Origin of the sequence: Parahoeflea alexandrii, assembly GCF_027214025.1 — a bacterium.
In the GTDB taxonomy this organism is placed as follows: domain Bacteria; phylum Pseudomonadota; class Alphaproteobacteria; order Rhizobiales; family Rhizobiaceae; genus Hoeflea; species Hoeflea alexandrii_A.
In genome coordinates, this window is record NZ_JAPWHB010000011.1 from 49,446 (window position 1) to 76,403 (window position 26,958).

General features: G+C 62.9%; 26 protein-coding genes. 11 read left to right on the forward strand and 15 right to left on the reverse strand.

All coding sequences use genetic code 11. The annotated features are described in order from the left end of the window. Window positions 1–36 precede the first annotated feature (36 nt). From O4H62_RS24975 to O4H62_RS25010, 8 genes are all read right to left on the reverse strand, one after another. The gene (locus O4H62_RS24975) at window positions 37–1,794 is read right to left on the reverse strand and encodes an AMP-binding protein (RefSeq protein ID WP_269391603.1); all 1,758 of its coding nucleotides are present in this window, start codon (window positions 1,792–1,794) and stop codon (window positions 37–39) included. An 11-nt stretch (window positions 1,795–1,805) separates the two neighbouring features. Further along, complete coding sequence (locus O4H62_RS24980; protein WP_269391604.1) at window positions 1,806–4,172, reverse strand: amidase; 2,367 nt, start codon at window positions 4,170–4,172, stop codon at window positions 1,806–1,808. Continuing rightward, complete coding sequence (locus O4H62_RS24985; protein ID WP_269391605.1) at window positions 4,172–4,888, reverse strand: ABC transporter ATP-binding protein; 717 nt, start codon at window positions 4,886–4,888, stop codon at window positions 4,172–4,174. Before O4H62_RS24985 ends, O4H62_RS24980 begins: the two co-directional genes overlap by 1 nt. Continuing rightward, window positions 4,881–5,918, reverse strand: coding sequence for a branched-chain amino acid ABC transporter permease (locus O4H62_RS24990; protein WP_269391606.1), 1,038 nt, complete (start codon window positions 5,916–5,918; stop codon window positions 4,881–4,883). Before O4H62_RS24990 ends, O4H62_RS24985 begins: the two co-directional genes overlap by 8 nt. Next, window positions 5,918–6,784, reverse strand: coding sequence for a branched-chain amino acid ABC transporter permease (locus O4H62_RS24995; RefSeq protein WP_269391607.1), 867 nt, complete (start codon window positions 6,782–6,784; stop codon window positions 5,918–5,920). Before O4H62_RS24995 ends, O4H62_RS24990 begins: the two co-directional genes overlap by 1 nt. Window positions 6,785–6,863: 79 nt before the next feature. Next, window positions 6,864–8,084 carry an urea ABC transporter substrate-binding protein gene (locus O4H62_RS25000; protein ID WP_269391608.1) on the reverse strand — a complete coding sequence of 407 codons (1,221 nt, stop codon included), beginning with the start codon at window positions 8,082–8,084 and terminating at the stop codon, window positions 6,864–6,866. Between the two features lie 57 nt (window positions 8,085–8,141). Next, window positions 8,142–9,725, reverse strand: coding sequence for a flotillin family protein (locus O4H62_RS25005; protein ID WP_269391609.1), 1,584 nt, complete (start codon window positions 9,723–9,725; stop codon window positions 8,142–8,144). 139 nt (window positions 9,726–9,864) lie between these two features. Beyond that, entirely contained in the window at window positions 9,865–10,989 is a 1,125-nt protein-coding gene (locus tag O4H62_RS25010; RefSeq protein WP_269391610.1) for a substrate-binding domain-containing protein, read from the reverse strand. 102 nt (window positions 10,990–11,091) lie between these two features. On the opposite strand from O4H62_RS25010, the gene O4H62_RS25015 reads away from it, so the two are divergent. Further along, window positions 11,092–11,505, forward strand: coding sequence for a MarR family winged helix-turn-helix transcriptional regulator (locus tag O4H62_RS25015; RefSeq protein WP_269391611.1), 414 nt, complete (start codon window positions 11,092–11,094; stop codon window positions 11,503–11,505). A gap of 91 nt (window positions 11,506–11,596) precedes the next feature. On the opposite strand, the gene ftsH is transcribed toward O4H62_RS25015, so the two are convergent. Next, on the reverse strand, window positions 11,597–13,471 hold the full coding sequence (gene ftsH, locus O4H62_RS25020; protein WP_269391612.1) for an ATP-dependent zinc metalloprotease FtsH: 1,875 nt from the start codon (window positions 13,469–13,471) through the stop codon (window positions 11,597–11,599). A 378-nt stretch (window positions 13,472–13,849) separates the two neighbouring features. On the opposite strand from ftsH, the gene O4H62_RS26455 reads away from it, so the two are divergent. Further along, window positions 13,850–14,080 carry a hypothetical protein gene (locus O4H62_RS26455; RefSeq protein ID WP_331284488.1) on the forward strand — a complete coding sequence of 77 codons (231 nt, stop codon included), beginning with the start codon at window positions 13,850–13,852 and terminating at the stop codon, window positions 14,078–14,080. A gap of 6 nt (window positions 14,081–14,086) precedes the next feature. Further along, window positions 14,087–14,545: a phosphoribosyltransferase gene (locus O4H62_RS25025; protein ID WP_331284489.1), complete on the forward strand. Its 459-nt coding sequence runs from the start codon at window positions 14,087–14,089 to the stop codon at window positions 14,543–14,545. 245 nt (window positions 14,546–14,790) lie between these two features. On the opposite strand, the gene O4H62_RS25030 is transcribed toward O4H62_RS25025, so the two are convergent. Genes O4H62_RS25030 through O4H62_RS25040 form a run of 3 tightly spaced genes read right to left on the reverse strand, consistent with a single transcriptional unit; the run spans window position 14,791 to window position 18,401 of the window. Further along, complete coding sequence (locus tag O4H62_RS25030; RefSeq protein ID WP_430538520.1) at window positions 14,791–15,825, reverse strand: substrate-binding domain-containing protein; 1,035 nt, start codon at window positions 15,823–15,825, stop codon at window positions 14,791–14,793. 43 nt (window positions 15,826–15,868) lie between these two features. Next, a complete protein-coding gene (locus tag O4H62_RS25035) occupies window positions 15,869–16,891 on the reverse strand; it encodes an ABC transporter permease (protein ID WP_269391614.1) in 1,023 nt (340 codons plus the stop codon). Further along, on the reverse strand, window positions 16,878–18,401 hold the full coding sequence (locus tag O4H62_RS25040; protein ID WP_269391615.1) for a sugar ABC transporter ATP-binding protein: 1,524 nt from the start codon (window positions 18,399–18,401) through the stop codon (window positions 16,878–16,880). Before O4H62_RS25040 ends, O4H62_RS25035 begins: the two co-directional genes overlap by 14 nt. Before the next feature lie 144 nt (window positions 18,402–18,545). Here O4H62_RS25040 and O4H62_RS25045 point away from each other — a divergent pair, with 144 nt between their 5' ends. Then, window positions 18,546–19,589, forward strand: a complete 1,044-nt coding sequence (locus tag O4H62_RS25045; RefSeq protein WP_269391616.1) for a LacI family DNA-binding transcriptional regulator — start codon at window positions 18,546–18,548, stop codon at window positions 19,587–19,589. 6 nt (window positions 19,590–19,595) lie between these two features. Here the strand turns inward: O4H62_RS25045 and O4H62_RS25050 are convergent, their stop codons facing one another. Further along, complete coding sequence (locus tag O4H62_RS25050) at window positions 19,596–20,495, reverse strand: SMP-30/gluconolactonase/LRE family protein (RefSeq protein WP_269391617.1); 900 nt, start codon at window positions 20,493–20,495, stop codon at window positions 19,596–19,598. 79 nt (window positions 20,496–20,574) lie between these two features. Here O4H62_RS25050 and O4H62_RS25055 point away from each other — a divergent pair, with 79 nt between their 5' ends. Next, the gene (locus tag O4H62_RS25055; protein ID WP_269391618.1) at window positions 20,575–20,991 is read left to right on the forward strand and encodes a GlcG/HbpS family heme-binding protein; all 417 of its coding nucleotides are present in this window, start codon (window positions 20,575–20,577) and stop codon (window positions 20,989–20,991) included. Between the two features lie 19 nt (window positions 20,992–21,010). Here O4H62_RS25055 and O4H62_RS25060 read toward each other — a convergent pair whose 3' ends face one another. Together O4H62_RS25060 and O4H62_RS25065 are read right to left on the reverse strand one after the other, a co-directional pair. Continuing rightward, entirely contained in the window at window positions 21,011–22,042 is a 1,032-nt protein-coding gene (locus tag O4H62_RS25060) for an L-idonate 5-dehydrogenase (protein ID WP_269391619.1), read from the reverse strand. Between the two features lie 9 nt (window positions 22,043–22,051). Then, window positions 22,052–23,011, reverse strand: coding sequence for a 2-hydroxyacid dehydrogenase (locus O4H62_RS25065; protein ID WP_269391620.1), 960 nt, complete (start codon window positions 23,009–23,011; stop codon window positions 22,052–22,054). An 89-nt stretch (window positions 23,012–23,100) separates the two neighbouring features. On the opposite strand from O4H62_RS25065, the gene O4H62_RS25070 reads away from it, so the two are divergent. Genes O4H62_RS25070 through O4H62_RS25095 form a run of 6 tightly spaced genes read left to right on the forward strand, consistent with a single transcriptional unit; the run spans window position 23,101 to window position 26,881 of the window. After that, a complete protein-coding gene (locus O4H62_RS25070; RefSeq protein ID WP_269391621.1) occupies window positions 23,101–23,871 on the forward strand; it encodes an SDR family oxidoreductase in 771 nt (256 codons plus the stop codon). A gap of 1 nt (window position 23,872) precedes the next feature. Beyond that, complete coding sequence (locus tag O4H62_RS25075; protein ID WP_269391622.1) at window positions 23,873–24,379, forward strand: gluconokinase; 507 nt, start codon at window positions 23,873–23,875, stop codon at window positions 24,377–24,379. Beyond that, a complete protein-coding gene (locus O4H62_RS25080) occupies window positions 24,372–25,259 on the forward strand; it encodes an NAD(P)-dependent oxidoreductase (protein WP_269391623.1) in 888 nt (295 codons plus the stop codon). The genes O4H62_RS25075 and O4H62_RS25080 overlap by 8 nt, the downstream gene beginning before the upstream one ends. After that, window positions 25,256–25,594, forward strand: coding sequence for a hypothetical protein (locus O4H62_RS25085; RefSeq protein WP_269391624.1), 339 nt, complete (start codon window positions 25,256–25,258; stop codon window positions 25,592–25,594). Before O4H62_RS25080 ends, O4H62_RS25085 begins: the two co-directional genes overlap by 4 nt. Window positions 25,595–25,625: 31 nt before the next feature. Beyond that, window positions 25,626–26,636 carry a LacI family DNA-binding transcriptional regulator gene (locus O4H62_RS25090; RefSeq protein ID WP_269391625.1) on the forward strand — a complete coding sequence of 337 codons (1,011 nt, stop codon included), beginning with the start codon at window positions 25,626–25,628 and terminating at the stop codon, window positions 26,634–26,636. A 53-nt stretch (window positions 26,637–26,689) separates the two neighbouring features. Continuing rightward, window positions 26,690–26,881 (forward strand): DUF3237 family protein, encoded by a 192-nt coding sequence (locus O4H62_RS25095; RefSeq protein ID WP_269391626.1) that lies wholly within the window; start codon window positions 26,690–26,692, stop codon window positions 26,879–26,881. The last annotated feature ends 77 nt before the right edge of the window (window positions 26,882–26,958 follow it).

A 26,958-nucleotide genomic window follows, 5' to 3' on the forward strand; every position in this document is an offset into this window, starting at 1 on the left:
GGTAGGCCGATTGCCAATCGGCGTGGATAACCCCGATCAGCCTTTGCCGAGCAATTCCATCATCTGATCGCGCATGACGAATTTCTGCGGCTTGCCGGTGATTGTCATCGGCAGCGCCTCGACGATCCGGACGTATCTGGGAACCTTGTAGTGGGCGATCTGGCCGCTGCAGAACGCCCGCAGCTCTTCCCCGTCAATGCTGACGCCAGGCTTGGGGACAACCCAGGCACAGACTTCCTCGCCATACTTGTCGTCCGGCACGCCGAACACCTGCACTTCCGAGATCTTCGGATGCCGGAACAGGAACTCCTCGATCTCGCGCGGATAGACGTTCTCGCCGCCGCGGATGATCATGTCCTTGACCCGACCGACAATGGCGCAGAAACCCTGCTCGTCCATCACCGCTAGGTCTCCGGTGTGCATCCATCCGTCCCGGATCGACTCGGTGGTCTTTCCCTGGTCATCCCAGTAGCCCTTCATCACCGAATACCCCCGGGTGCAGAGTTCGCCACGGGCACCGACCGGCACGATCCGGCCGTCATCATCGACGATCTTGACCTCGAGATGCGGATGGATCCGGCCAACGGTTTCGCAGCGCTTGTCGATCGGGTCGTCGGTAAAACTCTGGAATGACACCGGCGACGTCTCGGTCATGCCGTAGCAGATCGTTACCTCGCGCATGTGCATCCGCTCCATCACCCGGTGCATCACTTCCACGGGACACGGGGCACCGGCCATGATCCCGGTCCGCAGCTGCGTCAGGTTGCGCGGTGAACGGTCGAGCTCCTCGAGCATGGCGACGAACATCGTCGGCACGCCGTAGACGGCGGTGCAGCGCTCCGCCTCCAGCGCCTGCAAGGTGGCCACCGGATCGAAAGCCTCGCCGGGAAACACCATCGCAGCGCCCTTGCTGACGGCACCCAGCACGCCCATCACCATGCCGAAGCAATGGTAGAGCGGCACCGGAATGCACAGCCGGTCGCTTTCGGTCAGCGCAATGCGATCTGTCACGAAGCGGGCATTGTTGACGATGTTGTAATGCGACAGCGTGGCGCCCTTGGGATGACCCGTTGTGCCCGAGGTGAACTGGATGTTGATGGCGTCATCCGGGCCGAGTTCGGCCTCGATCGCCGGCAGCCGCAGCTGCTGCGCCGGGCCGCCGAGCGTCCGCACCCGGTCGAATGAGAAGACCCCCGGCTCGCCGGCCTCGCCAAGCACGATCACCGACCGAAGATGCGGCAGTTTCGCTGCCCGCAACCGGCCGGGTTCGCATTCCGTGATCTCCGGCGCCAGCGACGTGATCATCTCAAGATAGTTGGAGGACTTGAACGCGCGCGCGGTCACCAGCGCCCTGCAGCCGACCTTGTTGAGCGCATATTCGAGTTCGGAGACGCGATAGGCCGGGTTGATGTTGACCAGCACCAGCCCGATCCGCGCCGTCGCAAACTGGGTCAGCACCCACTCGTAGCGATTGGGCGACCAGATGCCAATGCGGTCGCCCTTCTGCAGACCCATGGCGAGAAAACCGGATGCCAGTTCGTCCACCGCGCGGTCGAACTCGTAATAGCTCAACCGAATATCCTGCTGCGGACAGATGATCGCCTCGCGTGGGCCGAACAGCGACACGGCCTCGCGCAGCAATTGCGGGATGGTCATGTAGCGCAAGGGCAGATGGGTGCTGCCGCGGACATAGGAAAGATTGTTCTCGGGCTCCGTCAATTCAACCGCCTGCGCCTTGCCGGTCCGGCCGAAATCGGAAAGTTTTCCTGCCAGGCTCTCGTTCAGAATGGACATGGGCCTCCCTCCTACATGCTGCGCCAGTCTTCGCTTTGCTCAAAGGCGTGCGCCGCCTGGTAAATCTTCAACTCGCCAAAACTCGGCCCCACCAGCATCATGCCGATCGGCAACCCCTCGCTCAACCCGCAAGGTACACTCATGGCAGGCAGTCCGCCATTGAAGGGCGCGGTGTTTCCGATCATCTCGAAGGCGCGCTGCACATAGAGGCTGATCGAACAGTCTGTCGGCGGGATCTGCTGCGGCTTCATCGGCATGGTCGGCATCAAGAGGACGTCGAAGCGCTTGAGCGCCTGGGCATACTTCTCGTTGACGCGGCGCATCAGATTCTGGGCCTTGCCGTAGAAGCGCCCGCGATACTGGGTCTGGAAATGCTCTCCGAGGAACATGCAGGTTTTCAGCGAATGGCTGAGTTCGTCCGCCCGGTTGCGCCACTGCGACATCTGGTCGATCATCGATGGCAGGAACAGGCCGCGGTAGTTGGTGCCCGCGGTATTGCCGTGCATCATGAAGTCCTGCAGGCCTTCCACCGTGATCGCGGTCCAGCAATCGACGGCCAGAGTGTGCTCCGGCACGGAGATTTCCTCGACCATGGCGCCCAGCTGCCGGAACCGCTCCGCAGCCGCGAGCACCTTCTCATCGACATCCGACTCGCTCTCGGGGCGACGGAAGCCTTCCTTCAGGATCCCGATCCGCAGCCCGTGCGCACCGCGGCCCAGCGCCTCGGTGTAGCGGTAGACCTTGGGGTTGTACTGGCGCGGATCGAGCCCGTCCTCCCCTGCAAGCACCTCAAGCAGGAGCGCGTTGTCGGCAACGTTCGATGTGACCGGACCGACATGGTCGATGGTCATCTCCACCGGCATCACGCCGGTGTAGGGCACCAGACCGTGAGTGGCCTTCATGCCGTAAACCCCGCAAGCCGAGGACGGCAACCTGATCGAGCCGCCCTGGTCGCCGGCGATCGCCATGTCGACCTCACCGGTCGCCACCAGCGCCGCCGAGCCGCTCGACGAGCCGTTGGCCATGTAGCCGCGCTTCCACGGATTGTGCACCGGCCCCTTGGCATTGGTGTGCGATCCGCCGGACAGGCAGAAATTCTCGCAATGCGCCTTTCCGGCGATGATGGCGCCGGCATCGAGCATCCGCGTGACGATGGTTGCATCGATCTCGGGCGTGTAGCCCTCCATGATCGACGACCCGTTCATCATCGGCACGCCGGCAAGGCAGATCGTGTCCTTCAGCGCGATCCGCTTGCCGCGCAACGGCCCGTCGGGCGCTCCGCGCACCTCAGTTTTGACGTACCAGGCATTGAGCGGGTTTTCCGAGGGATCCGGAAAGCGCCCCGGCGAACGCGGATAGCGGACCTCGGGCAGATTGTCCGGAAGGGCGTCGAGCCGGTCATAGGCCTGGATGTAGGGCTCCATGATCTGGCTGTACTCGGCCAGTTCCGCGTCCGTCAGGTTCATGCCGAAACGGCTCGCCATGGCGCGCATCTGCGAAAGGCTGGGGCGTTTGACTGTCATGCTTGTCACCAGGGGCTGGGGAGTGATGGGTGCAGGTTCGGCAATCTGCTGCTGCCTCGGGGAGTTGGTCTTCGGATCGGGACCCGCATGCGCGGTGGCAGTTCCAGTGCCGCGTGTGGAACGCGCCGCGCCAAACCCGAGGAACTGGTCGACCTTCGCCTGGTCGGCCAGCTCGGCCTTGGAAAGTTCGCCGGCGATCCGTCCGCGTTCCAGCACCAGGACCCGGTCCGACAGATCCGAGATGAAGTCGAAGTTCTGCTCGACCAGCAGGATCGAAAGCCCGCGCCGTTCGCGCAAGCGAAGCAGGGTCTCCGACATCTCCTCGATGATCGAGGGTTGGATGCCTTCGGTCGGCTCGTCCAGCAGCAGGAATTCCGGATCGCCCATCAGGCTCCGGGCCAGCGCCAGCAATTGCTGTTCGCCGCCGGACAAGGCGCCACCCATCCGGTCGAGCAGCCGCGCCAGCCGCGGGAAATCGGCGAGCACAGCTTCGATCACCTCTTCCTCGCCGCCGCCGGAGTAGTCGTGCCAGGCAAAACGCAGATTGTCGCGCACGCTCAGTTGCGGGAAGATCCCGCGCCCCTGCGGCACGTAACCGATCCCGAGCCCGGCGCGCTCATAAGGTGAAAAGCGGGTGATCTCGACACCGTGAAACCGGACGGTGCCGGAACTGGCCGGCAGAAACCCCATGATGGTCTTGAGCAGGGTGGACTTGCCCATGCCGTTGTGGCCGAGAATGCCCACGACCTCGTTCTCGGCCACCGAAAACTCGATACCGTGCAGGATCGGGACCTTGCCGTAGCCTCCCGACAGGCTCTTGATATCCAGGCAGGTCTTGCGCTCCTCGGCCATCATCAGGCTTTCTTTCCCAGGTAGACATTGCGGACCGTGGGATCCGCCATGACCCGGTCGACATGATCCTCCATCAGCACAGCGCCCTGGTGGAAAACGGTCACGGTGCTGGCGATCGAGCGGATGAACTGCATGTCGTGCTCGACAATGACGACCGCCGCGGTGCGGGTCATCTCGCGGATGATGCCGCTCATGCGTTCGACGTCGTCGGCGCTCATCCCCGCGGCAGGCTCATCGAGCAGCACCAGCCAGGGATCGCCGGCAACGACCAGGCCCAGCTCGACCCGCTGCCGCTCGCCATGCGCCAGCCGACCGAGCTCGGTCCGCGCGATCGGGCCAAGGGCCAGCCGCTCGATCACCTCGGACGCCTTGCGCATCGCATCCTGCATCGGCAGGAACCGGCGCGCCGCCATCCAGATGTTCTCGAACACATCAAGGCCGTCCATCAGGTTGGGAACCTGTGTCTTGATGCCGACCCCAAGGGCTGCGACCTGATGCGGACTCCAGCCGGTGGTTTCATGCCCGCGCATGAAGACCTGACCGCTGGTGGGCGTCAGCAGACCGGTGATGCACTTGAAGAAGGTCGACTTCCCCGCCCCGTTCGGACCGATCAGGCAGCGCAGCTCTCCGGCCCGCAGCTTGAAATCGACATTGTCGCTGGCAACCACGCCGCCGAACCGCATCGTCAGGCCAGCCGTTTCAAGCACGATTTCAGCCATGCCCGGCACTCCGGCTGCGAAGGCGGCGCGCGCCGTGGCGGGGAACCCTGCGGCGTTGCCCGAAGCTGATCCGCCACAGCGAGACGATGGCCGGCACCAGCCCCTTGGGCAGGAAGAGCACGAACAGGACGAGAATGATTCCGGTCAGAAGCGTGTTGTCGATCATGCTCTGCTGGCCGAGCAAGAACTTGAGATAGGCAAGCCCCGCGGCACCGACGATGGGACCGATGCGGGTGCCAAGGCCTCCGACGATGCACCAGATGATGATTTCGGCGGACTGGCCGAGACTGAAGAGATTGGGGGTGACGATCTCGCCCCAATTGGCAAACAGCGCACCGGCCAGCCCGGCGACCGCTGCGCCCACCGAGAAAAGCACGGTCTTGCGCGCGCTGACGTCGTAGCCCATCAGTGCCACGCGGACCTCGTTCTCGCGAATGCCGACAGCCACGCGCCCGAAGGACGATTTCAGCAACCAGCTGACCAGCAGGTAGACGATGAGTAGGAGAACGGCACAGAAATAGAAATAGGGATCACCGTAGATGTAGTCGTTCGGCCGTCCCGGCACGTTCAGCGTCTGGAAGCCGGGGATGCCGTTGAAGCCGCCGAGCCGTGCCTTGCCGATCACATATTCCGGACCGGCGGTCGAAGAGATGAACTTGAACAGGATCAGCGTCACCACCAGCGTGATCACGCCGAGATAGACATCCGTCAACCGGCCATAGAACATCATCGCCCCGAGCAAGGCCGCAAATGCAGCCGGCACGAGAACCGCAAGCAGCATCGGTATGGTGCTGTCGCCGATATTGATGGCAGCGATGGCGTAGGTGTAGGCCCCGAGCCCGAAAAACGCCGCCTGGCCGAAACAGAGGATCCCGCCAAAGCCCCAGATCAGCCCGAGGCTGAAGCCGAGCATGCCGTAGATCACCAGAACCGTCAGCGTATACGTGCCGATCATCATCGGCATGATCCAGACCAGCAATGCCGCAATGATGATCGTGGCCGGCACTTCTTTTGCCCAGAAGGAAGCCATCACAGGCGTCCCCGGAAGAACTTGCCGGTCACACCCTGCGGCAGCAGCCTCAGCAGCACCACCGCGGCGAGCAGCAACGCCACTTCACCCATCACCGGCGAGACCGCGAAGGTGAAGATCTGGCTGATGAAGCCGAAGAGGCCGGAACTCGCCATGAGCCCGGCGATCAATGACGGACCGCCCGCGATCACCGTAATGAAGGCCTTGGCGATGTAGGCTCCGCCCGATGTCGGCACCAGCCCGACAAGCGGCGCGAGAATCGCGCCGGCGAGCCCGGACAGCGCCGACCCGCAGAAGAACGTCGCCATGTAGATGCGTTCCGGTGAGTAGCCCAGTGCCGCAGCCATGTCCGGCAGTTGCATCGCGCCGCGCGCAATCAGCCCCAGCCGGGTGCCCTTGAGCACCGCATACATCAGGCCAAGCAGCACGATCGAGACCAGGATGATGAAGAAGTTGTACCCGTTGACCTGGTAGTTCCCGACCGTGAAGCCGGAAATCGGCGTCGAGATCCCCGTAGTGGTGTTGCCGAAGATCATGGTCGCGAGCCCGATGAAGAACAGGCTCAATCCCCAGGTCGCAAGCATCGTGTCGACCAGCCGGCCATAGAGATGGCGGATCACCAGACGCTCGACCACCAGCCCGATCAGGCCAACGACCAAAGGGGCGATGATGAGCATGGCGACAAAGACATTGGCGCCCAGGGTGACCGCCGTGATCGTCACGTAGCCGCCCATCATCATGAACTCGCCATGCGCCAGATTGATGATCTTCATCATGCCGAACACGATGGCGAGGCCCGCGCTGATCAATACCAGCGAAGCAACCGCGTAGAGCATTTCAACGATGATGACGAATACCAGATCCATGAACGGGTGGCCTTGGAAGAATGGGAGGTGACTGGAGGGGCCGCGCGGCTGGCGGCCCCGCCCTGACCTTGGGAGGGTGTCAGATCTGGATTTCGTACTGGGTGTTGTCGTCCGGATTGGCGCCGAGATCGCACACGGCCTGGGTGTCGATCGGCTGGCGCTGCGGCAGCGTTTCGACAACCTTCATTCCCTGGTTCTCGAACTCCATCAGGTGAACATCGAGAATGGCATGATGGGTCTGCGGATCGACGGTCACCTTGCCGCCGGGACCGGTGATGGAAACGCCGGTTTCCAGTGCATCCACAACCGCGTCGCGGTCCAGCGTTCCGGCAATACGCACGCCTTCGGCCCAGGTCAGCACACCGTGATAGTTGGACACGGCCAGTTCGTGCATGCCGCCTGCTTCACCGCCGGCTGCAACCCATGCTTCCTTGAACGCCACGTTTTCGGGCGTGTCGAGTTCCTGGCTGTAGTTGTAGGCAACCATGATGCCGTTGCCCTCTTCGGCCGTCAGCACCTTGTGCTCGTTGCCCACACCGAGCGTGGTCGAGGCCAGCGCGATACGGTCCTTCATGCCGGCAGCCGCCCACTGACGGAAGAACGACAGGTGCGCACCGCCGACCAGCGGCGCGATGACGAGATCGGGGCCGGCGGTCTGGATCTTGGCGATGGTCGAGCCGAAATCCGAGACATCGAGCGGGAAGAAGTCGACACCGACCGTCTCGCCGCCATTGTCGGCAACGAATTTCTGCAGCCAGCGGGCGGTGATCTGTCCGTAATTGTAGTCGGCGGCGACGATGTAGACCTTCTTGCCGGACTTGCCCATGGCGTAGGGCACCAGCGCTTCGGCCTGTTGAGCCGGCGTCACGCCATTGATGAAGATGTTGCGGTCGCAGACGCCGCCCTCGTACAGCACGTTGTAGAAATAGAGTGTCTTGTTCTTGTGCAGCGTCTGGCGGATCGCCTCGCGCGAGGCCGACAGGATGCCGCCATGCACCACGTCGACCTTGTCCTCACGGACCAGTTGCTGGGCGTACTGGGAATAGAGCGCCATGTCGGACTGGGTGTCATAGCCGACGACCTCGACCTGCTGGCCGAGCAGTCCGCCGGCAGCATTGATCTGGCTCACGGCCAGCCGCAGCGCCGTGTCCATCGGCTTGCCGTAGGCGTCGAAGATCCCCGAGACATCAAGCACCGAGCCGAGCTTGATCGTATCGGCGGCCATCACGGCGCGCGGCAGCATGACAGCGCCGGTTGCAGCGGCGGCGGAGGCAAGAAAATGGCGTCTGTTGATCGACATGTCGTATTCCTTCCGTGAAATGGTTGGGTTGCGGTCGGGCACCCGGGACGGGTGGTCTCAGTCTTTGTCTTTCTGCTTGGTTCTCTGGGCGTAGTCGGCGGTGCGGCCGGCCAGATTGGCGTCAAAATCGAGCCCGATTTCCTCGCCCATCTGCTTCATCGCAGGCAGTCTCACCGCCATGCCGAGGATCTGGTCCATCGCCGCGCCGAAGGCGTTGTCGACACCGGTGCCGCCGCCGGTGCCCATGCCGCTGATCTGGTTGATGCGGATGGAATCGATCTTCTCGACCGGCTTCATCATCTGCGTCATGATCTCCGGCAGGCGATCAAGCTTGCGCTCCTCGAGCCGCATCCGGATGACGGATTCGCTGAGCGTATTTTCGGCCTGGTTGAGGGCATGGCGTCCTGCGGCCTCGGCCTCCATGCGGCGCTGCTCGGTTTCTGCGGCGGAGCGGGCGACCTCGGCCTCGGCCTTGGCTTTTGCCAGCATGGTGCCGACATCGCTCTTGACCCGCGCGTCTTCCAGCGCGAGATCCCTCTTCTGCCTGAGGTTGGAGATTTCCTGCTCGCGCTCGACGACGGCGCGCTCCTTCTGCACCTGCACCCGTTCGGCGGCGAGCAGAACCTGGGCGCGGGCTTCTTCCTCGGCGGCTTTGGTCGAGGACTCCTCGATCCTCCGCTTGGCTAGCTGGACCTCGTTTTCGATCCTTGTTTCCTCGAGCGCCAGCACCGCTGCCATCTCGGCGCGGCGCAGAGCCTCGTCATTGGCGACCTGCGCCGCCTTCACCCGCTGCGTTTTCTCGATCCGGGCCTGCTCCGTAGCGAACTCGGCCTGCGCTTCGGCCTGATCGGACCGCGCCCGGGCTTCCGACTGCATGCGCTTCAAATGTTCCTGCTGAGCGATTTCGGCTTCCTGTTCGGCGCGCTGCAACTCGAGCTGCCTCTGGTGCTGTGCCAGGCGGCTTTCCCGGATCGCGATTTCGGTCTCGGTTTCCACCTTGACCCGCGCCTTGCGCTGTTCGGCCACCATCTCGGCGAGCCGCCGCATACCCTGGGCGTTAAACGCGTTGCCTTCGTTGAGCTGGCTCAGATCGCTCTGGTCGACGCTGACCAACGAGGTCGAAACCATGGCAAGCCCCAGACGCGCGGCATGCTCGGCCACGGCCTGCGTCACTTCCGATGTGTAGCCGGAGCGGTCGAGGTGGATGTCGGCCAGGTTGCGCCGGGCGGCGGCATCCTGCATGGCGTTGATCAGGGCGCCGCCGACAACCTCGCGAATGGCGTCGCCGCCGCGGGCGATCCGCATCCCGAGGACCTGCGCGGCGGTGGCGATGCCTTCCGCCGATGGCTCGACCCGGAGCTCGAATTCCATTTCGATGTCGGCGCGCAGCTGATCCTTCGTCAACAGCGATTCACGGCCCTTGCGATGGACGGGAAAGGTCACCGACCCCATCGAGACGCGCTGGATCTGGTGCAGGATCGGCAAGGCGAGACAGCCACCGTCGAGAACCACACGCTTGCCGCCAAGACCGGTCCGCACGAGTGCGGTGTCCAGCGTCGCCTTGGCGTAATAGCGCTGCAGGAACCAGATCGCGATGATCAGCAGAAGCGCAAGTGCGAGCAGCGAAAAAAACCAGACCAAGGCCAAATCCCCCAACGGCATGACGATCGCCCTCCCCCTTTTTGGACCGGGGGTATCGGCGTCACATAACCATGGAGAAGTTTATTTTCCTTTTCAACTAAAATGTTTTCCAATTCAAATTAATTGGTATCGCATTGAATTATATCTGTTTTATCACTTCAAACATGATTCCGTCGGCCCGAGCCAGGTAGATCGGGGCGCGCGCTACCGACCGTTTCGGAGAGAAAGCCCGCTTCACGCTCCGGTATCGAAACGCCGATCCCGACAGCGCATTGAGCCCCCGCCAGTCGCCGGATTTGTCGTCCATCAGCGCTGCCAGATAATGCACACCCTCATAGGTCGACTGCCCGATCACATTGAGAACGGGAGCCTTGTCGCCGTGCAATCCGTAGTAGCTCTCCTTGAAGGCGCAATTGCCCTCGGTCCTGAGCGATCCGAAATAGCTCGCCGAGGAGAAGAACCGCTTCAGATTGCGGTCGCCGCAGGCAAGCAGGCCGTTCTCCTCGATGCAGCACGAAAGCCGGATCATCTTGCCATCCAGTCCCGCAGCCCCGAAGGCCCGGTTGAAGGTCACGGCATCCTGGCCGACGAGCGAGATCAGAAGCGCATCCGCGCCCGATTTTGCGATCTCGTCGACATAGTGCGACATGTTGCGCACGCCAAAGGGCAGGTATCGTTCATAGCAAAGCCCGACGGACAATTCCTTCAGCTTGGTCTTGGCATAGGAATGCGAAGTGTGCGGCCAGACATAATCATTGCCGATCAGCGCCCAGCGCTTGGGCCGGAATTGCTTTTGCAACGTCTCGATGGCGGGCCCGAGTTGATCGTGCGGCGTCTCGCCGATGGCAAAGATCCCGGGCGTGTTCTCCCCGCCTTCGTAAAGCGGCGTGTAGACGTACGGCACCCGCTGGCGCACGACCTTGCTCAACCGCTGGCGGATGGCGCTGATATGCATACCGACGATCGCGTCGATGGCATTGGCCTCGATCAGGTCATTGACCGTTTCCTCGACCGGGACCTTCGCCTCCAGAGCCGAGTCGATCATGATCAGCTGCACCTGTCGGCCGCCAATGCCGTTACCGCGGTTGATCTCTTCCGCCGCCAGCTGGGCCGAGGAGATGCAGGACGGTGCCCAAAGCCCGGCCGACCCGCACATCGGGATCAGCAGTGCCACGCGATAGAACCCCACCGAGCTTACCGAAGCCCAGTCGCGAAGGTCGTTCAACTCTGCCGGAAATGCCACTGCGGCCCGGGAAAACTCCATGCACGTGTCCCCTATAGCCGTGCTTGAGGGATTTTCTTCATTGCAATTGAAATTATTTTCCAAGTCAACTATTTTCTATGCAACGCGAATTTTGGAACAGACATGAAGAACCCCATCGAGTCCTATATTTCCTACACCCTGGCGGCGGCACACCGGGCGGTGCATCAGTCGCTGACGGCTGCGCTGAAGGAGCACGGGGTGCAGGTGGAGGTGTGGCGCGTGCTCGAAACACTGGACGCCGAGCCGAGCCAGACCATGGGCGAACTGGCGAGGATCGTGCTGATGAACCCGCCGACGCTGACCAAGATGGTCGACCGCATGGTCATGGACGGGCTCGTCCACCGTCAGGCCGGCAAGAGCGACCAGCGGCAGGTGAACCTGATGCTCACCGACCTGGGACGCAAGCGCATGGCGCAGATACGCGATGTCGTCCAGAGCCAGGACGAGGCGATCTACAACTTGCTCGGCGAAAGCGAAGTGGCCAAGCTGAACGATATCCTCGGCCGCCTGATGTAGCTGCGGAGCATCACGAGACGCCCCGCTGCCGCAATCATCGATCTCGGCCGGATTTCGCCCGGAGCGAAATTCTGCAACGACGCCTGTTCCACTAACGCCTGACGGGTTTCCTGGCATCGGTTGATACAGCCGCGCCGGTGCCCACGTCCGGTTCTGCAGGCGCCTCGTCAGACCGCTTCAGCGCAGGAAAATCAGCCGGCGTGATGGTTTCGCGCTCCAGCAGCAGCCTGGCGCCCGCTTCGAGATTGGCCGCACCGGCCGCAAGGATCGTTTTCGCCGCCTCGTAAGCCTCATCGATCAGCCGCCGCACGGCCAGATCGACTTCGCGCGAGGTTTCTTCCGAATAGTCCCGCTTGCCGACAAATGCCGGCGCGTCACCGAGGAATTGCGATTTCTGTTCCTCGAGCACCGCCTGCCCGACCTTCTCGTCCATGCCGAAACGGGTGACATATTGCCGGGCGATATCGGTGGCCTTTGCCAGATCATCGGACGCCCCTGTCGACACTTCCCCGAAAATGATTTCCTCAGCCGCACGGCCTGCGAGCAGCACGGCCATCCGCTCCCTCAGTTCGGTCGCGGTGATCAGGAAGCGGTCTTCCGTCGGCCGTTGCAGCGTATAGCCGAGGGCGCCGATCGACCGCGGAATGATCGAAATCTTCTCCACCGGATCCGTCGTCTTGAGCGCTGCGGCCACCAGCGCATGGCCCATCTCGTGATAGGCCACGCGGGTGCGTTCCTCGGGCTTCATCAGGCGGCTCCTGAGTTCGGTTCCGGCGACGATGCGCTCGATGGCACTGGTGAAATCAGCCCGCGAAACCTTCTCGGCGCCCCGTCTCGTGGCTATGATCGCCGCCTCGTTGACGAGGTTTGCCAGGTCGGCGCCGGTGAACCCTGCTGTAAGGCCGGCGATGTCACCCAAATCGATCTCCGGATCGACCTGAATCTTGCCGACATGCACTTTCAATATGGCTTCGCGGCCATTCCGACCGGGCCGGTCTAACACCACCTGACGGTCGAAACGCCCGGCCCGCAGCAAGGCCGGATCAAGCACTTCGGGCCGGTTGGTCGCTGCCAGCAGCACGATGCCGACACGCGGGTCGAACCCGTCCAGTTCCGACAGAAGCTGGTTCAGCGTCTGCTCCTTTTCGTCGTTGCCACCCATACTGCCAAAGGCACTGCGGGCCCGCCCCAGGGCATCCAGTTCATCGATGAAGATGATGCAGGGCGCGGCTTGCCGGGCCTGGACGAACAGGTCGCGCACCCGCGCGGCTCCGACGCCGACAAACATCTCCACGAATTCGGAACCCGAGATCGAGAAGAAGGGAACGCCGGCCTCGCCGGCAATCGCCCGCGCCATCAACGTCTTGCCGGTGCCCGGAGGGCCGACAAGAAGAATTCCCTTCGGCATCCGCGCGCCCAGGCGGCCATATCGGTCCTTGTCTTTCAGGAAGGACACGATTTCCTGGAGTTCGACCTTTGCTTCCTCGACACCCGCGACATCATCGAATGTCACGCCGGTATCACGCTCGAGATAGACCTTCGCCTTCGATTTGCCGATGTTGATCAGCCCGCCCATGCCCTGCCTGTTGGCGTAGCCGCGAAACACGAACATCCACAATCCGAAGAAGATCAGCGCCGGCAGCACCCAGGAGATCAGCGTGGTCAGCCAGTTGCTGTCGCTCGCGCCGGTTATCTCGACACCGGCCTTTTCGAATTCCGCTGCGACCGAAGGGTCGACACGCCGGACGATAAACTGCGTCCGCCCGTCCTGCGCTTCCTTGAACACCCCCTGGATCATCGTTTCGGTGATGACGACGGACTTGATCTTGTCGTCCTGCAGCAGACGCTGCAACTCCGAATAGGACGGCTGCGCCACATCCTTGTAAGCCAGCCACGTCTGGAACAGCGTGATCAGGGCGAAGGCAACGATGAAGTAGCCGATGTGAAAGGAGTTTTTTTTGTCCATGCCGGAAAACCTGTTCGCGCGGGTTGCGGAGTGACGATGGCAACGCGTCATCGTGAGTATCGGGGACCGTGCGGCTACATCCCTGGCACACGAACGAGAAACACTCGCGCCGTCAGCAGCCAGAGCGGATATTCCGATCGCCACGATCCACTTGCCATTTCTCCACTACAGTATCACCAACCGCCTTGATTTGGCTCAATGCGTCGCTGCGGGCAGAGACCACGCTCGCAATCGTTTTCGGCGCACATGTCCTCGCCAGCCAAACATCATTGTCTTGTCCTGTGTCCCAATCCCGTCGGCTTCATCGCCGGTCGGAACGCATCCCGGTCCATTGACCAACGTCAATGCACCCTGCGGGCAAGCGCATAGCATCGCCTGATGACAGACCGGGAGCAGACATTCACTGACAGGGCGGAGGCCGGAAGACTACTGGCGGACCGGCTCAAGGCGATGGGGCTTGATCGACCCGTGGTCTATGCGCTTCCGCGCGGCGGGGTGCCGGTCACCGTCGAGATTTCCGGGGCTTTGAAAGCCCCGCTTGATCTGGTGATGGTGCGCAAGATAGGCGCGCCGTTCAACCCCGAAGTAGCGCTCGGTGCCGTCGTCTAGGGCGCCGTGCCGCAAACGGTCCTAAACGAGGACATCCTGCGGGCATCGGGTGCCGATGAGGCCTATGTCGAACGCGCCCGCACCCGTGAACTGGCCGAGATGGAGCGTCGCAGGACACTTTATCTGGGTCGTCACCCGCGGATCGAACCGGCCGGGCGCACGGTGATCCTCGTTGACGACGGCATGGCGACCGGAGCAACCATGAAAGCAGCACTCGCTGCGGTCCGCCGCCAGGGTGCGGATCGGATCGTGGTCGCCATTCCCGTAGCCCCGGAGGAAACGGTTTCGGAACTGGCGGCCCTCGCCGACGATGTCGTCTGCCTCAATCCCTCGCGCGCCTTCCGAGGCGTTGGCGGGTTCTACGCCGATTTCCATCAGCTTACTGACGAGGAAACCATCGGCCTTCTGCGTCAGCGCTGGAACGCCGAAGACTGGAAGCCTGAGATAAGGCGCGCCCGATTCTGATCCCGCCGCACAATCGTGCCATGGCCGCAGGCGTGGACGCGGAACGGTTCGCAACGCGTCTTCTTCGTCCGCTGAAGCCCCTGAGACCAGGGCAGACGACATTCTTCCGCGCGCCGAGCGCCTGGCCGAGGCGATGCTCCGGGGCGAGTCCGGCCCCGATCGATGGCTTCAGCCGTGGAATGCAATCCAGGCAAAAGAAAAGGGCGCCGAGGCGCCCTTTCCTGCTTTGCTGCAAGCAGTCCGGATTACTTGCCCCAGATAGCGGCGTAGGCTTCCCGGTAGCCATTGTCCGGATCGAACTGGTTGCTGTCGCCCATCTTGGCAAGGCCTTCCTTGGTCACCACTGCAGGTGCCGTGATGTAGCCCGAGCAGGTTTCGCCCTGCACGGCCCGGTTCAATTCGTCGACAAGCTGCCAGCCCTGCAGGTTGAGCGGTTCGGCCACGGTGATCGCCTGGTACTCGCCTGTCCGGATGCGCTGGAACGCCGATTCCGAGCCGTCGCCGGCAGCAACCGCTTTCGGCGATCCGTCGCCGGGAATGCCGGCCGCGGCAAGGGCCGGGCCCATGAAATCGAAATAGATGTCGTTGATCGCCAGCGCGTGGGTCCACGAGTCACCGTATTTTTGCAGCAGGCTGGTGGTCAGCGGCCCCATGCGGTTGGATGTATCGGCAATCGGGGTGTCGACATATTCGAGCACGGTGCCGCCCATCTTCTCGATGGTCTCCTTGATCCGGTCCGCCTTGTCGATGGCGATCTGGTAGGTGGAATCGGTGAAGATCACGGCGCCGGGCTTGCCGCCGGCATCGTTGACGGCCCACTTCGCCGCTTCTTCCGACACGGTCATGGCGTCGGTGGAAACATTGGCGAAGATGCCGCCCGGCGCGTCGCAGCCGATCTTCGGCCCGGAATGCCACGAAACCATCGGGATCTTCGCTGCGGCGACCTGCTCGAGCGCGGCCTGCTGTTCTACGGCATCGAAGCCGTTGATGATGATGCCATCGGGCTGCAAGGCCATGGCCTGGCCAAAGGCGGCGGTGCGGCCCTGAACCGAGCCGGCGCCGTCGAGCACCCGGACGGTCCAGCCAATCTTCCCGGCAGCCTCTTCCACGCCGGTGGTGACGCCGAGAATGCCGCCGTTCTTCAGGTCTGCCGCCAGGACCACGATGGTCTTGCCTTCCGCGGCCTTGGGGCCAGATGTCGGTCCGTCAAACGCCATTTGGGCGCTGGCTGCCGTCAGGCCAAAGCCTGCAATCACTGTTCCTGCGAGCAGCGTCGTCATGAATGTCCGTTTCAGCATGGTATCCTCCCTGGTTGCTGAGTAGTCACTTCTTCGCGGCGCCCTTGCGTCGCTGTGCGTAGCCCGCGATGCCGATGGCCACGAGCAGCGTTACGCCGTTGAACATCGGTTCGACCCAGAACGAGCCACCGAATTGCTGAATTCCCGAAATGCCGATGGCCAGGATGGCGACGCCGATCATCGTCCCCCACACGTTGACGCGGCCGGGCTTGATGGTGGTCGAGCCCAGGAACGCGCCAACGAGGGCCGGGAGAAGAAATTCCAGGCCGACGCTGGCCTGGCCGATGCGCAGTTTCGAGGCGAGCAGCACGCCTGCCAGCGCCGTCATCAGCCCCGAGGTAACGAAAGCGCCGACAACGAACTTGCGGGTGGGAATGCCGTTGAGTTCGGCGGCGCGCGCATTGGCGCCGATGGCGTAGAGAAAGCGGCCGATGGGGGTGTATTCGAGCACCAGCCACATGGCGATCGCGATGCCGAAGATATAGAAGGCGGTGATCGGCAGCCCGAAGATGAAGATGCCGTTGATATCGTAAAAGCCCTTCGGCAGAACGCCCACCACCTGCCGTCCGCCGGTATGCCAGAGTGCGAGCGCGTAGAGAATGGTTCCGGTTCCAAGCGTTGCGATGAAGCTGTCGATCTTGGCGACCTCCACCAGAAGTCCGTTGAGGAACCCCACGGCCGCGCCCAGCAGAATCACGATCATCACTGCCAGCGGCCAGGGAATCCCGAACATGGTCTGCAGCGAGATCGCCAGGATGTGCCAGAGCACGATGCCGTAGCCGACCGTCAGATCGATGCGTCCAGCCGCCATCGGCACCATCGCCGCAAGGCTGAGCAGCGCGATGATCGACTTGTCGCTCAGGATCGCCCTGAGATTGAGCAGGGTCGGAAACGTGTTCGGCAACAGGATGGAAAACAACACCAGCAGAAACAGGGTCAGAATGACCAGGCCATAAACCGGCGCCAGCCGGATCAGTCTCTGAGCCAGTGAAAGGTCGGCCAGTTCGCTGCGGGTCGGCTCAAGCGCGTTGGATTCAATGGACTGCATTGGACTTGCTCTTTTCTTCACTGACGCCGCTGGCAGACGCCGCCTGGATCAGGCTTTCGGTGGACAGCTCGACTCCCTCGAGTTCCGCAACCAGCTGCCCGCGGCTGAACACCAGCGCCCGGTGGCAGATATTGGCGACCTCTTCAAAGTCGGTGGAGACGATCAGAACGCCCATGCCGGCCTGCATCGCGTCAAACAGCAGATTGTAGATCTCTGCCTTGGCGCCGACATCCACGCCGGCGGTGGGATCCTCGGCGATGAGCAGCTTGCGGCCGGTTCCGAGCCAGCGACCGACGACCACTTTCTGCTGGTTGCCGCCCGACAGCGCCTCGATGGCAAGCGTCGGGTCGTTCGGGCTGAGCCCGACCATCGCGCCAAGTTCCCGCGCTGCCGCCTGCTCCCTGCCGGTGCCCATGATGTCCAGCAGCCTGCGTCCGCGCACCCGCGGATTGAGAAAGGCGTTCTCGCAAATGCTCAGCGCCGGAGCCACCGATTCGACAACCCGGTCGCGCGCCACGAAGCCGATGCCCGAGCCGATAGCTTGGCCAGGGTTGCCGAGCGCCGGTGTAGCCCCTTCGAGCGAAATCTTGCCGTCGAAATCCTGCAGCCCGAAAAGCGCCCTGCCCACATCTTCATGTCCGGCGCCGCGCAATCCGACGAGCCCCAGCATCTCGCCGCGCTCCATGCCGAAACTGACCGGACCTACCCGGTCGGTCCGCAGGTTCGTGACCTTGAGGATCTCGTCGCCGCCCGAAAGCACCGGGCGGGCAAATTCTCGCGCCTTGCGGCCGACGATCAGGGTCACCAGTTCATCGGCATTGGTATGCGCCACATCGCGCATGCCGACCATCTGGCCGTCCCGCAACACCGCGACCCTGTCGGCGATCTGGAAAATCTCGTCGAGGCGGTGCGACACATAGATCATGCCCACGCCCTTGGCCTTGAGCGGTCTCAAAGCTGCAAACAGCCGCTCGACCTCGTCTGCCGGAAGGCTCGCCGTCGGTTCGTCGAGCACCAGGAAATCGCAATTGACGACCAGGGCGCGGGCGATTGCGACCAGCGACTTTTCGGTCCGGGTCAGGGACGAAACGCGTGCAGAGGAATCGAAATCGCATTCCACCAGCGCCAGCGCGCGGCGCGCCACCTCCTCCGACTGCTTCCAGGAAATCAGCCCGCTCTTCTTCTGAAAGCCGACCGCCATGGCGATGTTCTCGGCAACGCTCATCCATTCGATCAGGCCGAGATCCTGGTGAATGAAGGCCACCTTCTGCCGCTGGTTCATGCTGCCCGGCTTGTGAACGTAATCGACGCCGTCAATCATCACCCGGCCGCTGTCGGCCTTGTGAATGCCGCCCAATGTCTTGATCAGGGTCGACTTGCCGGCACCGTTTTCTCCGAGCAGCGCGACAATCTCGCCCCGTTCCACATGCAGCGAAACGCCACGCAACGCCTGCGTGCCGCCAAACGACTTGCTCACTGAATTGAAGAAAAGGCCTGCGCTGGTTTCCACCCGAAAATTCCTCCCTGTACGGCAACGCATCTCTCCTCTACGTTACCGATAACGCAAACTATCCGCCCGGTTCCGATGAGAGTCAAGAAAAAATGTTATCGATAACACTTTTCCGATCGGGCCAGGCGCGATATGGATTTCCACATGCAGGATGATGGCAAGAAAGCCCCGAATTCGAAAACGGCCAAGAAGCCGACGGCGAGCCTTGAGGAAATCGCCGAGGCCGCGGGCGTCTCGAAGATGACTGTTTCCCGGGTGCTGCGCGGCGCCACCGGATTCTCCGAGGCGACGCGCGCCAAGGTGATGCGGGAGGTGGATCGTCTTGGTTATCTGCCCAACCGCCTGGCCGCAGCATTCGGAACCGCCGCCGCCTCGACGCTCGTTGGCGTGTGCGTGCCCCGGCTCTCCAGCCACTTCTTCGGCCAGGTGCTCGAGAGCATCGATCGCAGCTTCGCTAGACTCGGCTACCAGGCGATGATCGGCAGCCACAACCAGTTGCCCGAGGACGAGGAACTGTGGCTCAGGAGCCTCTTGTCCTGGCGTCCTGCCGGCGTGCTGCTGTCGACCAAGCACCACAGCAGCGCCACGCTGGAACTGCTGCGCGACGCAGCCATTCCGGTTGTCGAGTTCTGGGATCTCAACACCAGTCCGCTCGACATGTCGGTCGGGTTCAACCAGTTCGATTCCGGCCATGAAATGGGCCGCTACACCATCGCGCAGGGGCGCAAGCGGCCGGGCTTGCTGGGCGCGGTGCGCGACCGGCCGTCAACCGGCCCGGAGCGGTTCGAGGGCTTTTCCAGCGCAGTCGCGGAAGCGGGAGCGCCGGTCATTGCCGTTGAGATCCTCAATGACCTGCCGGGTTTCTATGCGGGCTATTACGGCACCGAGACCCTGCTCAACAAGAGCCCGGGTCTCGACATGATCTATTGCCAGGATGACACGATGGCGATCGGCGGTCTTGCCTATTGTCAGCGCAAGGGTATCCGTGTGCCCGATGATATCGGCATTGCCGGATGGGGTGGACACGAGGCCGCCTCCATCCTCGAACACCGGCTGACGACCACGGCGATCCCGACCCGGCAGATCGGCAAGCTTTCCGCCGAACTGCTGGTCGGGCGGCTGCGCAACGAACCCGTTCAGGACATCACCGTCGTGCCGACCCGGCTCGTGCCGGGCCAGACGCTTTAGCGAGCGTTACGGACGAACCGCACCCATGCGGTTGAGGATCACCGCATAGACGCTGGTGGTCGCGGTGATGAACAGCTGGTGCTTGGCGCGCCCCCCGAAACAGACATTGGAGACGAGTTCGGGCACGAGGATCTTGCCCAGAAGATGACCCTGCGCCGAGATGCAGTGAACGCCATCGGCGGCCGAAGACCAGATGTTGCCGTCGGTATCGACGCGAAATCCGTCGGCACATCCGGGACTGATGACGTGGAACACGCCGCCGCCCGAAAGCCTGCCGTCCGCGCTGCAATCAAATACCCTTATGTGCTGCGGATCCCTTTCGAACATGCGCCCCGTGTCGGCGATGTAGAGCCGCGATTCATCCGGCGAAAAGGCAAGGCCGTTGGGGCAGTTGAAATCCGTGGCAACCGCTGTGAGCGAACCGGTGGCACGATCGGCACGATAGACATTGCAGGGGAGTTCCTGCTCGCTCCTGAAGCCCTCGTAATTGGTCATGATCCCGTAATGCGGATCTGAAAACCAGATCGAGCCGTCGGACTTGACCACCACGTCATTGGGTGAATTGAGCCGCTTGCCCTGGTAGCTGTCGGCAATCACCGTGATCGACCCGTCAAGCTCGGTCCGTGTCACGCGCCGCGTGCCGTGCTCGCAAGAAATCAGCCGGCCCTCGCGGTCGCGCGTATGGCCGTTGGCATAGTTCGACGGCTGGCGAAACACGCTGGTCCCCGCACCCGGCGTCCAGCGCATGATGCGGTTGTTGGGGATATCCGAGAACAGCAGGCAATTGGCATCGCCGAACCAGACCGGGCCTTCGACCCAGTCAAAGCCTGTCGCCAGTTGCTTGACTGGAGCATTGCCCATCACGAAGCTGTTGAATTCCGGCTCCAGCGCCTCGAAGAAACTCATCTGGTCTTCCCCTCGTTTGTCTCTCGCAACCATGTCATGTTATCGATAACACCATCGATCTAGCCACGGAGACATCACTTTGCAACCGATAGAAACACGAAAGTTCCTCACCCACAAAGCCGTCCTTGCAATGCTCACGGCCGCCACCGAGCGGGCCGAGGCTATGGGGCAACCGCAATGCATCGTCATTGTCGATACCTCCGGCGGCACGCTTGGTGAGCTGAAAATGACCGGCGCAAAATTCCTGAGCCTGAAAAGCGCTCGCGCGAAAGCGCTGACCGCCGCCTCCACCGGCAGGCCCTCGAGCGCCATTCCGGAAGCCGTGCGCTCCGCCATCGGCGCGGCGACGGGAGGCTCGATCACCGGCCTGCCCGGCGGATTGCCAATCGTCGTCGACGGCGAGCTTCTGGGCGGTATCGGCATCGGATCGGGGACAGGCGACCAGGACGTCGAGGTGGCCAATGCCGCGCTCGCAAGCATCGGCGCGTCGCAATGATAAAGCTGCCGGCACGCCGTCACGCAAAGCTAAGCTGAACCTTCATCGCCTGCGACCGGTCGCCGGCCAGATCGAAAGCCGCCACGGCATCTTCGAACGGCAGCGTGTGCGAGATCAGCGGCTCGACATTGATCCGCCCCGCCTGCATCAGCTTGACGGCAACCGCAAACTCCTCATGGAATCGGAAGGAGCCGCGCAGGTCGATTTCCTTGGCGGTCATGGCCTGCACCGGCAACGTCATGTCGCCACCAAGGCCAAGCTGCATGATCACCGAGCGCGGCCGCATCGTCGGGATTGCGCCGGCCAGGGCCGGGGCAGCGCCCGAACATTCATAGAGTACGTCGAAACTGCCCTTTCCGGCGGCATAGGCGTTGAGCGCCTCGGGATCGGTGCGGGTATTGATCACCCGGTCCGCACCAACCTTGCCGGCATAGGCCAGCGCCGCATCCGACAGGTCGGTGACGACGATTTCAGCCGCGCCCGCGGCGCGGGCGGCAAGCACGCAGAGACTGCCGATCGGGCCGGAGCCGGTAATCAGCACACGCTTGCCCAGAAGCTCTCCCGCACGCCGCGTTGCATGCAGGCACACCGACAGCGGCTCCGCCATTGCCGCCTGCCCGGCGGTCAGTCCGTCGGCCTTGACGCACTGGCTTTCGAGCGCCACCAGCTTTTCGCGAAAGGCGCCCTGAATATGCGGGAACGGCATGGCCGAGCCGTAAAACCGCATGTTTTCGCAATGATTGCGCAGCCCCTGGCCGCAATAGCTGCAGTGGCCGCAAGGCCGTGACGGCGACACCGCGACAAGGTCGCCGATCGCCAGACTGGAAACACCATCGCCCAGCGCTGTCACATGGCCGGACACCTCATGGCCAAGAACCATCGGCTGCCTGAGCCGGACCGCACCGAAACCACCATGATTGTAGTAATGCAGGTCCGAGCCGCAAATGCCGCCGGTGGCGAGCTTGATCGCAACCTCGCCCGGGCCCGGCTGCTCCTCGGCATGCGCCTCGATGCGCAGGTCGCGGGCTTGGTGAATGACGATTGCACGCATGGGAAATCCTCAGAGAACGGGGGTCAGGAGATCGGCGCCGGAGAAATGCGCCGTCAGGTTGTCGCGCACGAGCTTGCCCATGGCCTCGCGCGTCTCGAAGGTGCCGGACGCGTGATGCGGCTGCAGAAGCACGTTGTCGAGCGCCAGGAACCGCGGATTGAGCTTCGGTTCGCCCTCGAACACGTCAAGCGCGGCTGACCCAAGGCGCCCCTGCTCCAGCGCGTCGAGAAGCGCGTCCTCGTCGATATTGCCCGCCCGCGAGATGTTGATGATCATGCCCTCGGGCCCAACCGCCTCGATCACCTCGCGGCCGACGATGTGGCGGGTTTGTGGGGATGCAGCCAGCGTCACGAACAGGAAATCGGCATGCCGTGCCAGATCCACCGGATCGCCAATGAACTGCCAGTCAGGCGCATAGTCCTTGGCCGACACATCGCTATAGGCAATCTCCATGTCGAAACCGGAAAGCCGTTTCGCCACTTCGTAGCCGATGTGTCCAAGCCCGAGCACGCCGGCCTTCTTGCCGAAAACCCGGTCCTTCAAAGGGTACAGCCCTTTGCTGGCCCATGAGCCGTCACGCACCCATTTCTCGGCGCCGATCATGCCGCGCGACTGCGCGAGCATCATCGCGACGCCGAGATCGGCGACATCCCTGGTCAGCACGTCCGGCGTGTTGGTCACACGGATGCCACGTTCGCGGCAGGCGGCAAGATCCACCGCGTCGTAGCCGACACCGTAGACGCTGATGACCTCAAGTTTCGGCAGCGCCTCGATCATCGCCCGATCGGTGCCCAGTTCGCCCCGCGTGGCGATCCCCCGCACCTCCCCGGCCACCGAGTTCAGAAAACCGGCCTTGTCATCGGCTTCGAAAGAGCGGTGCATTGTAAACGTCGCATCAAGGGGAATTTGATCCCAATCCGGATAGGGGCCTACCTGCAGGATTTCGACCGGTCGGGAAGAAGCAGACATCAAAAACTCCGGGACCATTGTTGACTATGTTATCGATAACATATAGATCTCGATCCTGAAAGTCGACAACAAATATCGAGGAACATCTGATGGCGGATCTTGGCCTGTTTGACCTGAGCGGGCGTACGGCCCTCATTACCGGCTCATCTCAGGGCATCGGCTATGCCTTGGCACATGGCCTTGCCAGGGCGGGCGCCAGCCTGGTGCTCAATGGGCGCGACGCCACGAAGCTGGCCGATGCCGCGGCCCGGCTCGAACGAACCGGCGCGACCATCCACCAGCTGGCCTTCGACGTGACGGACCATGACGCCGCCCGCGCCGCCATCGACGGTTTCGAAGCCTCGACAGGCCCGATCGACATCTGCGTCAACAATGCTGGCATGCAGCACCGTGCACCGCTTGAAGACTTCCCGTCCGATGCGTTCGAGCGCCTGATGCGCACCAATGTCAGCTCCGTGTTCAATGTCGGCCAGGCGGTCGCCCGCCACATGATCGGTCGCGGCCGCGGCAAGATCATCAACATCGCCTCGGTGCAGACAGCCCTCGCCCGCCCCTCGATCGCCCCCTACACCGCCACCAAGGGCGCCGTCGGCAATCTGACCAAGGGTATGGCCACCGATTGGGCGAAACATGGCCTGCAGTGCAACGCCATCGCGCCGGGCTATTTCGATACGCCGCTCAACGCCGCTCTGGTTGCCGATCCGGAGTTCAGCACATGGCTGGAAAAACGGACCCCGGCAGGGCGCTGGGGCAAGGTGGAAGAACTGGTCGGCGCCTGCATCTTCCTTGCCTCCGACGCCGCCTCCTTCGTCAATGGCCACACGCTCTATGTCGATGGCGGCATCACGGCATCTCTCTGAAATGGCCCGGCACGCAATCATCATGGGTGTCGCGGGCTGCGGCAAGACCAGCGTCGGCGAGGACCTGTCCCGGCTCACAGGCATCCGGTTCATGGATGGCGATGCGCTGCACTCGAAGGAGAACGTTGCCAAGATGTCGGCGGGCACTCCCTTGACCGATGACGACCGCTGGCCGTGGCTGGAGGCGATCGGGCAAGAATTCGCACGAAGCACCGAACCGCTGGCGATCGGCTGTTCCGCACTCAAGCACAGCTATCGCGACAGGATCCGCCAACAGGCCGGAGCCCCGGTCTGCTTCATTCATCTCACGGGCAGCCGCGAGGTCATTGGCCAGCGGATGAGAAACCGCAAGAATCACTTCATGCCCCCCGAACTGCTCGACAGCCAGTTCGCAACACTCGAGCCACCGGGCGCCGATGAGGAGTCGATTGCCATCGATATCGACCAGCCATTGGACGCCATCGTCGCCCTGGCGGCACGCTATCTGGAAGGACAGGACAATGACTGAGAACGTGGCGCTGATCGGCGCCGGCGCCATGGGCGGAGCGATCGGCACCCGCCTGCTTGAAACCGGAAACAGCCTCGCCGTCTTCGACCTTGATCCACAAAAGGTGGCGAAACTCGTCGCCAAGGGGGCAATCGCTGCCGGTTCCGCGGCCGAGGCCGCGACCCGGTCCGATTACGTCATCACCAGCCTCAATTCGCCCGGGATCGTCAGAACCGCCGTCTTCGGCGAAGCCGGCGTGGCCGACGGCGCAAGACCCGGCACCATCATCATCGACATGTCCTCGATCGATCCAGTAGCGACGCGGCAACTGAGCGAGGACGCGAAGGCAAGGGGTCTGCGCTGGGTGGATTCGCCGCTGTCGGGCGGCGCGCCGAAGGCGCTGGTCGGAGAACTAACCCTGATGGCCGGCGGTGACACCGCAGATGTGGAACAGGCGCACAATGTGTTGCGCCATGTCGCCAGCAACTACACCCATATGGGCCCGAGCGGAGCCGGTCAGACGACCAAGCTGATCAACCAGGTGCTGTGCGGGCTCGGCTTCCTCGCCGTCGCCGAAGCCACCCAGCTGGCGCTTGATGCCGGTGTCGACGCCGCAAAGATACCGCAAGCGCTCAAGGGCGGCCGCGCCGACAGCGCAATCCTGCAGGAATACATGCCGCGCTTTGTGACCCGGGATTACCGCCGCACCGGGCGCATCGACAACATGGTCAAAGATCTCAACGGCGCGCTCGATCTGGCGCGCGCCAGCCACACCTCGATGCCGATGACCGCGCTGTGCGCCGAAATCCACCGGATGCTGACCGCCGCAGGTCTTGGCGGCGAGGATCAGGCCGCGGTGATGGAATTTTTCAAGGGACCCAACAAGGAGCAGTTCCAATGATCACCCGCTATGCCCTCTTCGAGGGCTCCGTGAAGCCCGGCAAGACTGACGTCTTCCGCTCGGCCGTCATGGATCGTCTGGTCCCGTTGTGGAAGCAGTTTGCCGGCGCCCAGGAGGTGCGGGTGATGTTCGGCGAGGAACGCGACGAAGGCGCCCCCGAGTTTCCGCTGATCCTGGCGATCAGCTACCCGGACCGGGCGGCCATGGACAAGGCGCTGCAGAGCCCGGCCCGCGCCCAATCGCGCGAAGTCACCGGCGAGATTGTCGCCGAATGTTTCGACGGGCGCATTCACCATCACGTCACGCTGGCGCACGCCTTCGCAGTCCAGGCATAACGGTATGAAGCCTCCCAAGAAAACACCCACCATGAGCGATGTCGCCCGCGAGGCGGGTGTTTCTCCGATGACCGTGTCGCGAGCATTCAAGTCGGATGCCTATGTCAACGAGGAGACACGCAAGGCCATATTGGCCGCCGCGGACCGTCTCGGCTACGTCATGGACAGCATGGCGTCGGGCCTGTCGTCGCGGAAGACCGGCTTCGTTGCCGTCACCATCCCGTCGATCAACAATGCCAATTTCGCTGACACCGTGCGCGGGCTGACCGAGGGGCTGCAGGCAAAGGGCCTGCAGGTGTTGCTCGGCTATACCAATTACAATCAGGAGGAAGAGGAACGGCTGGTCCGTCAACTCCTGACCCGGCGCCCAGAGGCGATCGTCGTCACCGGCGGCACCCACACCGGCAAATGCCGGGCGATGCTGGAGAATGCCGGCATCCCGGTGATCGAAACATGGGACATTCCAGCCGACCCGATTGATTCCGTGGTCGGGTTCTCCAATGCGGACGCGTCCGCCAAGATCGTCGCGCATCTTGTGGAAACCGGACGGACAAGGATTGCCTTTCTCGGCGGTGACGCCAGCCGTGACACCAGGGGCTTTGACAGGCGCCGCGGCTTCATCCGGGAAATGGAATCTCGCGGCCTGGACGCCACCCGTCTTGTCGAGGCTGGGCCGCCGCCGATCTCGATGCGGGAAGGCGCCGATGCGCTTGCCCGGCTGATGTCGAGATGGCCCGACACCGAAGCCGTGGTGTGCGTCTCGGACCTCGCCGCATTCGGCGCCATGACCGAATGCCAGCGGCGCGGCCTCGCCGTGCCCGGCACCATCGCCATCGCAGGCTTCGGTGCTTACGAAATCTCCGATATCTGCGTGCCGCCGATCACTAGCATCGATCCGCATTGCTACCGGATCGGACTTCTGGCCGCCCGCAGAATCATCGACCTGCTGTCGGATGGTCCGGACAGCGAGACCGAAAGCCACACGCTTGTTGAACCAGGTCTGTTGGTTCGCGCGTCAACCTTTTCAGACTGCAATCCCTGAATACCCGTCGGCAGCATGACCGAAAACGGGAATCCGATGCGCCAAGACAAGCCATGAAACTGGTCCTTTTCACGCATCACTACCGACATTTTGAAGTTCATCCCCGCTGTCATGGCGACCCCGCCGGCTCTGATGCGATGCAGACTACAAAAGGGCCCTACGCCTGGGTCAATCGGACGTTTTTCGTCGGCAGCGGCAGTCTGTTGGCAGACAAAGTAGTGATGTCCCTGTTTGCCATCCGCTAGCTGCCGGTCTGAGCCGCCGCCACTCAAGTCCCGGCTATTTTTTGAAAGCCTTCTTTCCCGGCAGGAAACAGCCCAGA

Coding starts and splice junctions, on each gene's coding strand:
- O4H62_RS25060 (WP_269391619.1), bottom strand. CDS start 22,042: ATGCGTGCAATCGTCATTCACCAAGCCCGCGACCTGCGCATCGAGGCG.
- O4H62_RS25075 (WP_269391622.1), top strand. CDS start 23,873: ATGGCCCGGCACGCAATCATCATGGGTGTCGCGGGCTGCGGCAAGACC.
- O4H62_RS25045 (WP_269391616.1), top strand. CDS start 18,546: ATGCAGGATGATGGCAAGAAAGCCCCGAATTCGAAAACGGCCAAGAAG.
- O4H62_RS24995 (WP_269391607.1), bottom strand. CDS start 6,784: ATGGATCTGGTATTCGTCATCATCGTTGAAATGCTCTACGCGGTTGCT.
- O4H62_RS25030 (WP_430538520.1), bottom strand. CDS start 15,825: ATGACGACGCTGCTCGCAGGAACAGTGATTGCAGGCTTTGGCCTGACG.
- O4H62_RS25090 (WP_269391625.1), top strand. CDS start 25,626: ATGAGCGATGTCGCCCGCGAGGCGGGTGTTTCTCCGATGACCGTGTCG.
- O4H62_RS25050 (WP_269391617.1), bottom strand. CDS start 20,495: ATGAGTTTCTTCGAGGCGCTGGAGCCGGAATTCAACAGCTTCGTGATG.
- O4H62_RS25010 (WP_269391610.1), bottom strand. CDS start 10,989: ATGGAGTTTTCCCGGGCCGCAGTGGCATTTCCGGCAGAGTTGAACGAC.
- O4H62_RS24975 (WP_269391603.1), bottom strand. CDS start 1,794: ATGTCCATTCTGAACGAGAGCCTGGCAGGAAAACTTTCCGATTTCGGC.
- O4H62_RS26455 (WP_331284488.1), top strand. CDS start 13,850: ATGACAGACCGGGAGCAGACATTCACTGACAGGGCGGAGGCCGGAAGA.
- O4H62_RS25015 (WP_269391611.1), top strand. CDS start 11,092: ATGAAGAACCCCATCGAGTCCTATATTTCCTACACCCTGGCGGCGGCA.
- O4H62_RS25035 (WP_269391614.1), bottom strand. CDS start 16,891: ATGCAGTCCATTGAATCCAACGCGCTTGAGCCGACCCGCAGCGAACTG.
- O4H62_RS25000 (WP_269391608.1), bottom strand. CDS start 8,084: ATGTCGATCAACAGACGCCATTTTCTTGCCTCCGCCGCCGCTGCAACC.
- O4H62_RS25070 (WP_269391621.1), top strand. CDS start 23,101: ATGGCGGATCTTGGCCTGTTTGACCTGAGCGGGCGTACGGCCCTCATT.
- O4H62_RS24985 (WP_269391605.1), bottom strand. CDS start 4,888: ATGGCTGAAATCGTGCTTGAAACGGCTGGCCTGACGATGCGGTTCGGC.
- O4H62_RS24980 (WP_269391604.1), bottom strand. CDS start 4,172: ATGATGGCCGAGGAGCGCAAGACCTGCCTGGATATCAAGAGCCTGTCG.
- ftsH (WP_269391612.1), bottom strand. CDS start 13,471: ATGGACAAAAAAAACTCCTTTCACATCGGCTACTTCATCGTTGCCTTC.
- O4H62_RS25065 (WP_269391620.1), bottom strand. CDS start 23,011: ATGTCTGCTTCTTCCCGACCGGTCGAAATCCTGCAGGTAGGCCCCTAT.
- O4H62_RS25095 (WP_269391626.1), top strand. CDS start 26,690: ATGAAACTGGTCCTTTTCACGCATCACTACCGACATTTTGAAGTTCAT.
- O4H62_RS25080 (WP_269391623.1), top strand. CDS start 24,372: ATGACTGAGAACGTGGCGCTGATCGGCGCCGGCGCCATGGGCGGAGCG.
- O4H62_RS24990 (WP_269391606.1), bottom strand. CDS start 5,918: ATGGCTTCCTTCTGGGCAAAAGAAGTGCCGGCCACGATCATCATTGCG.
- O4H62_RS25085 (WP_269391624.1), top strand. CDS start 25,256: ATGATCACCCGCTATGCCCTCTTCGAGGGCTCCGTGAAGCCCGGCAAG.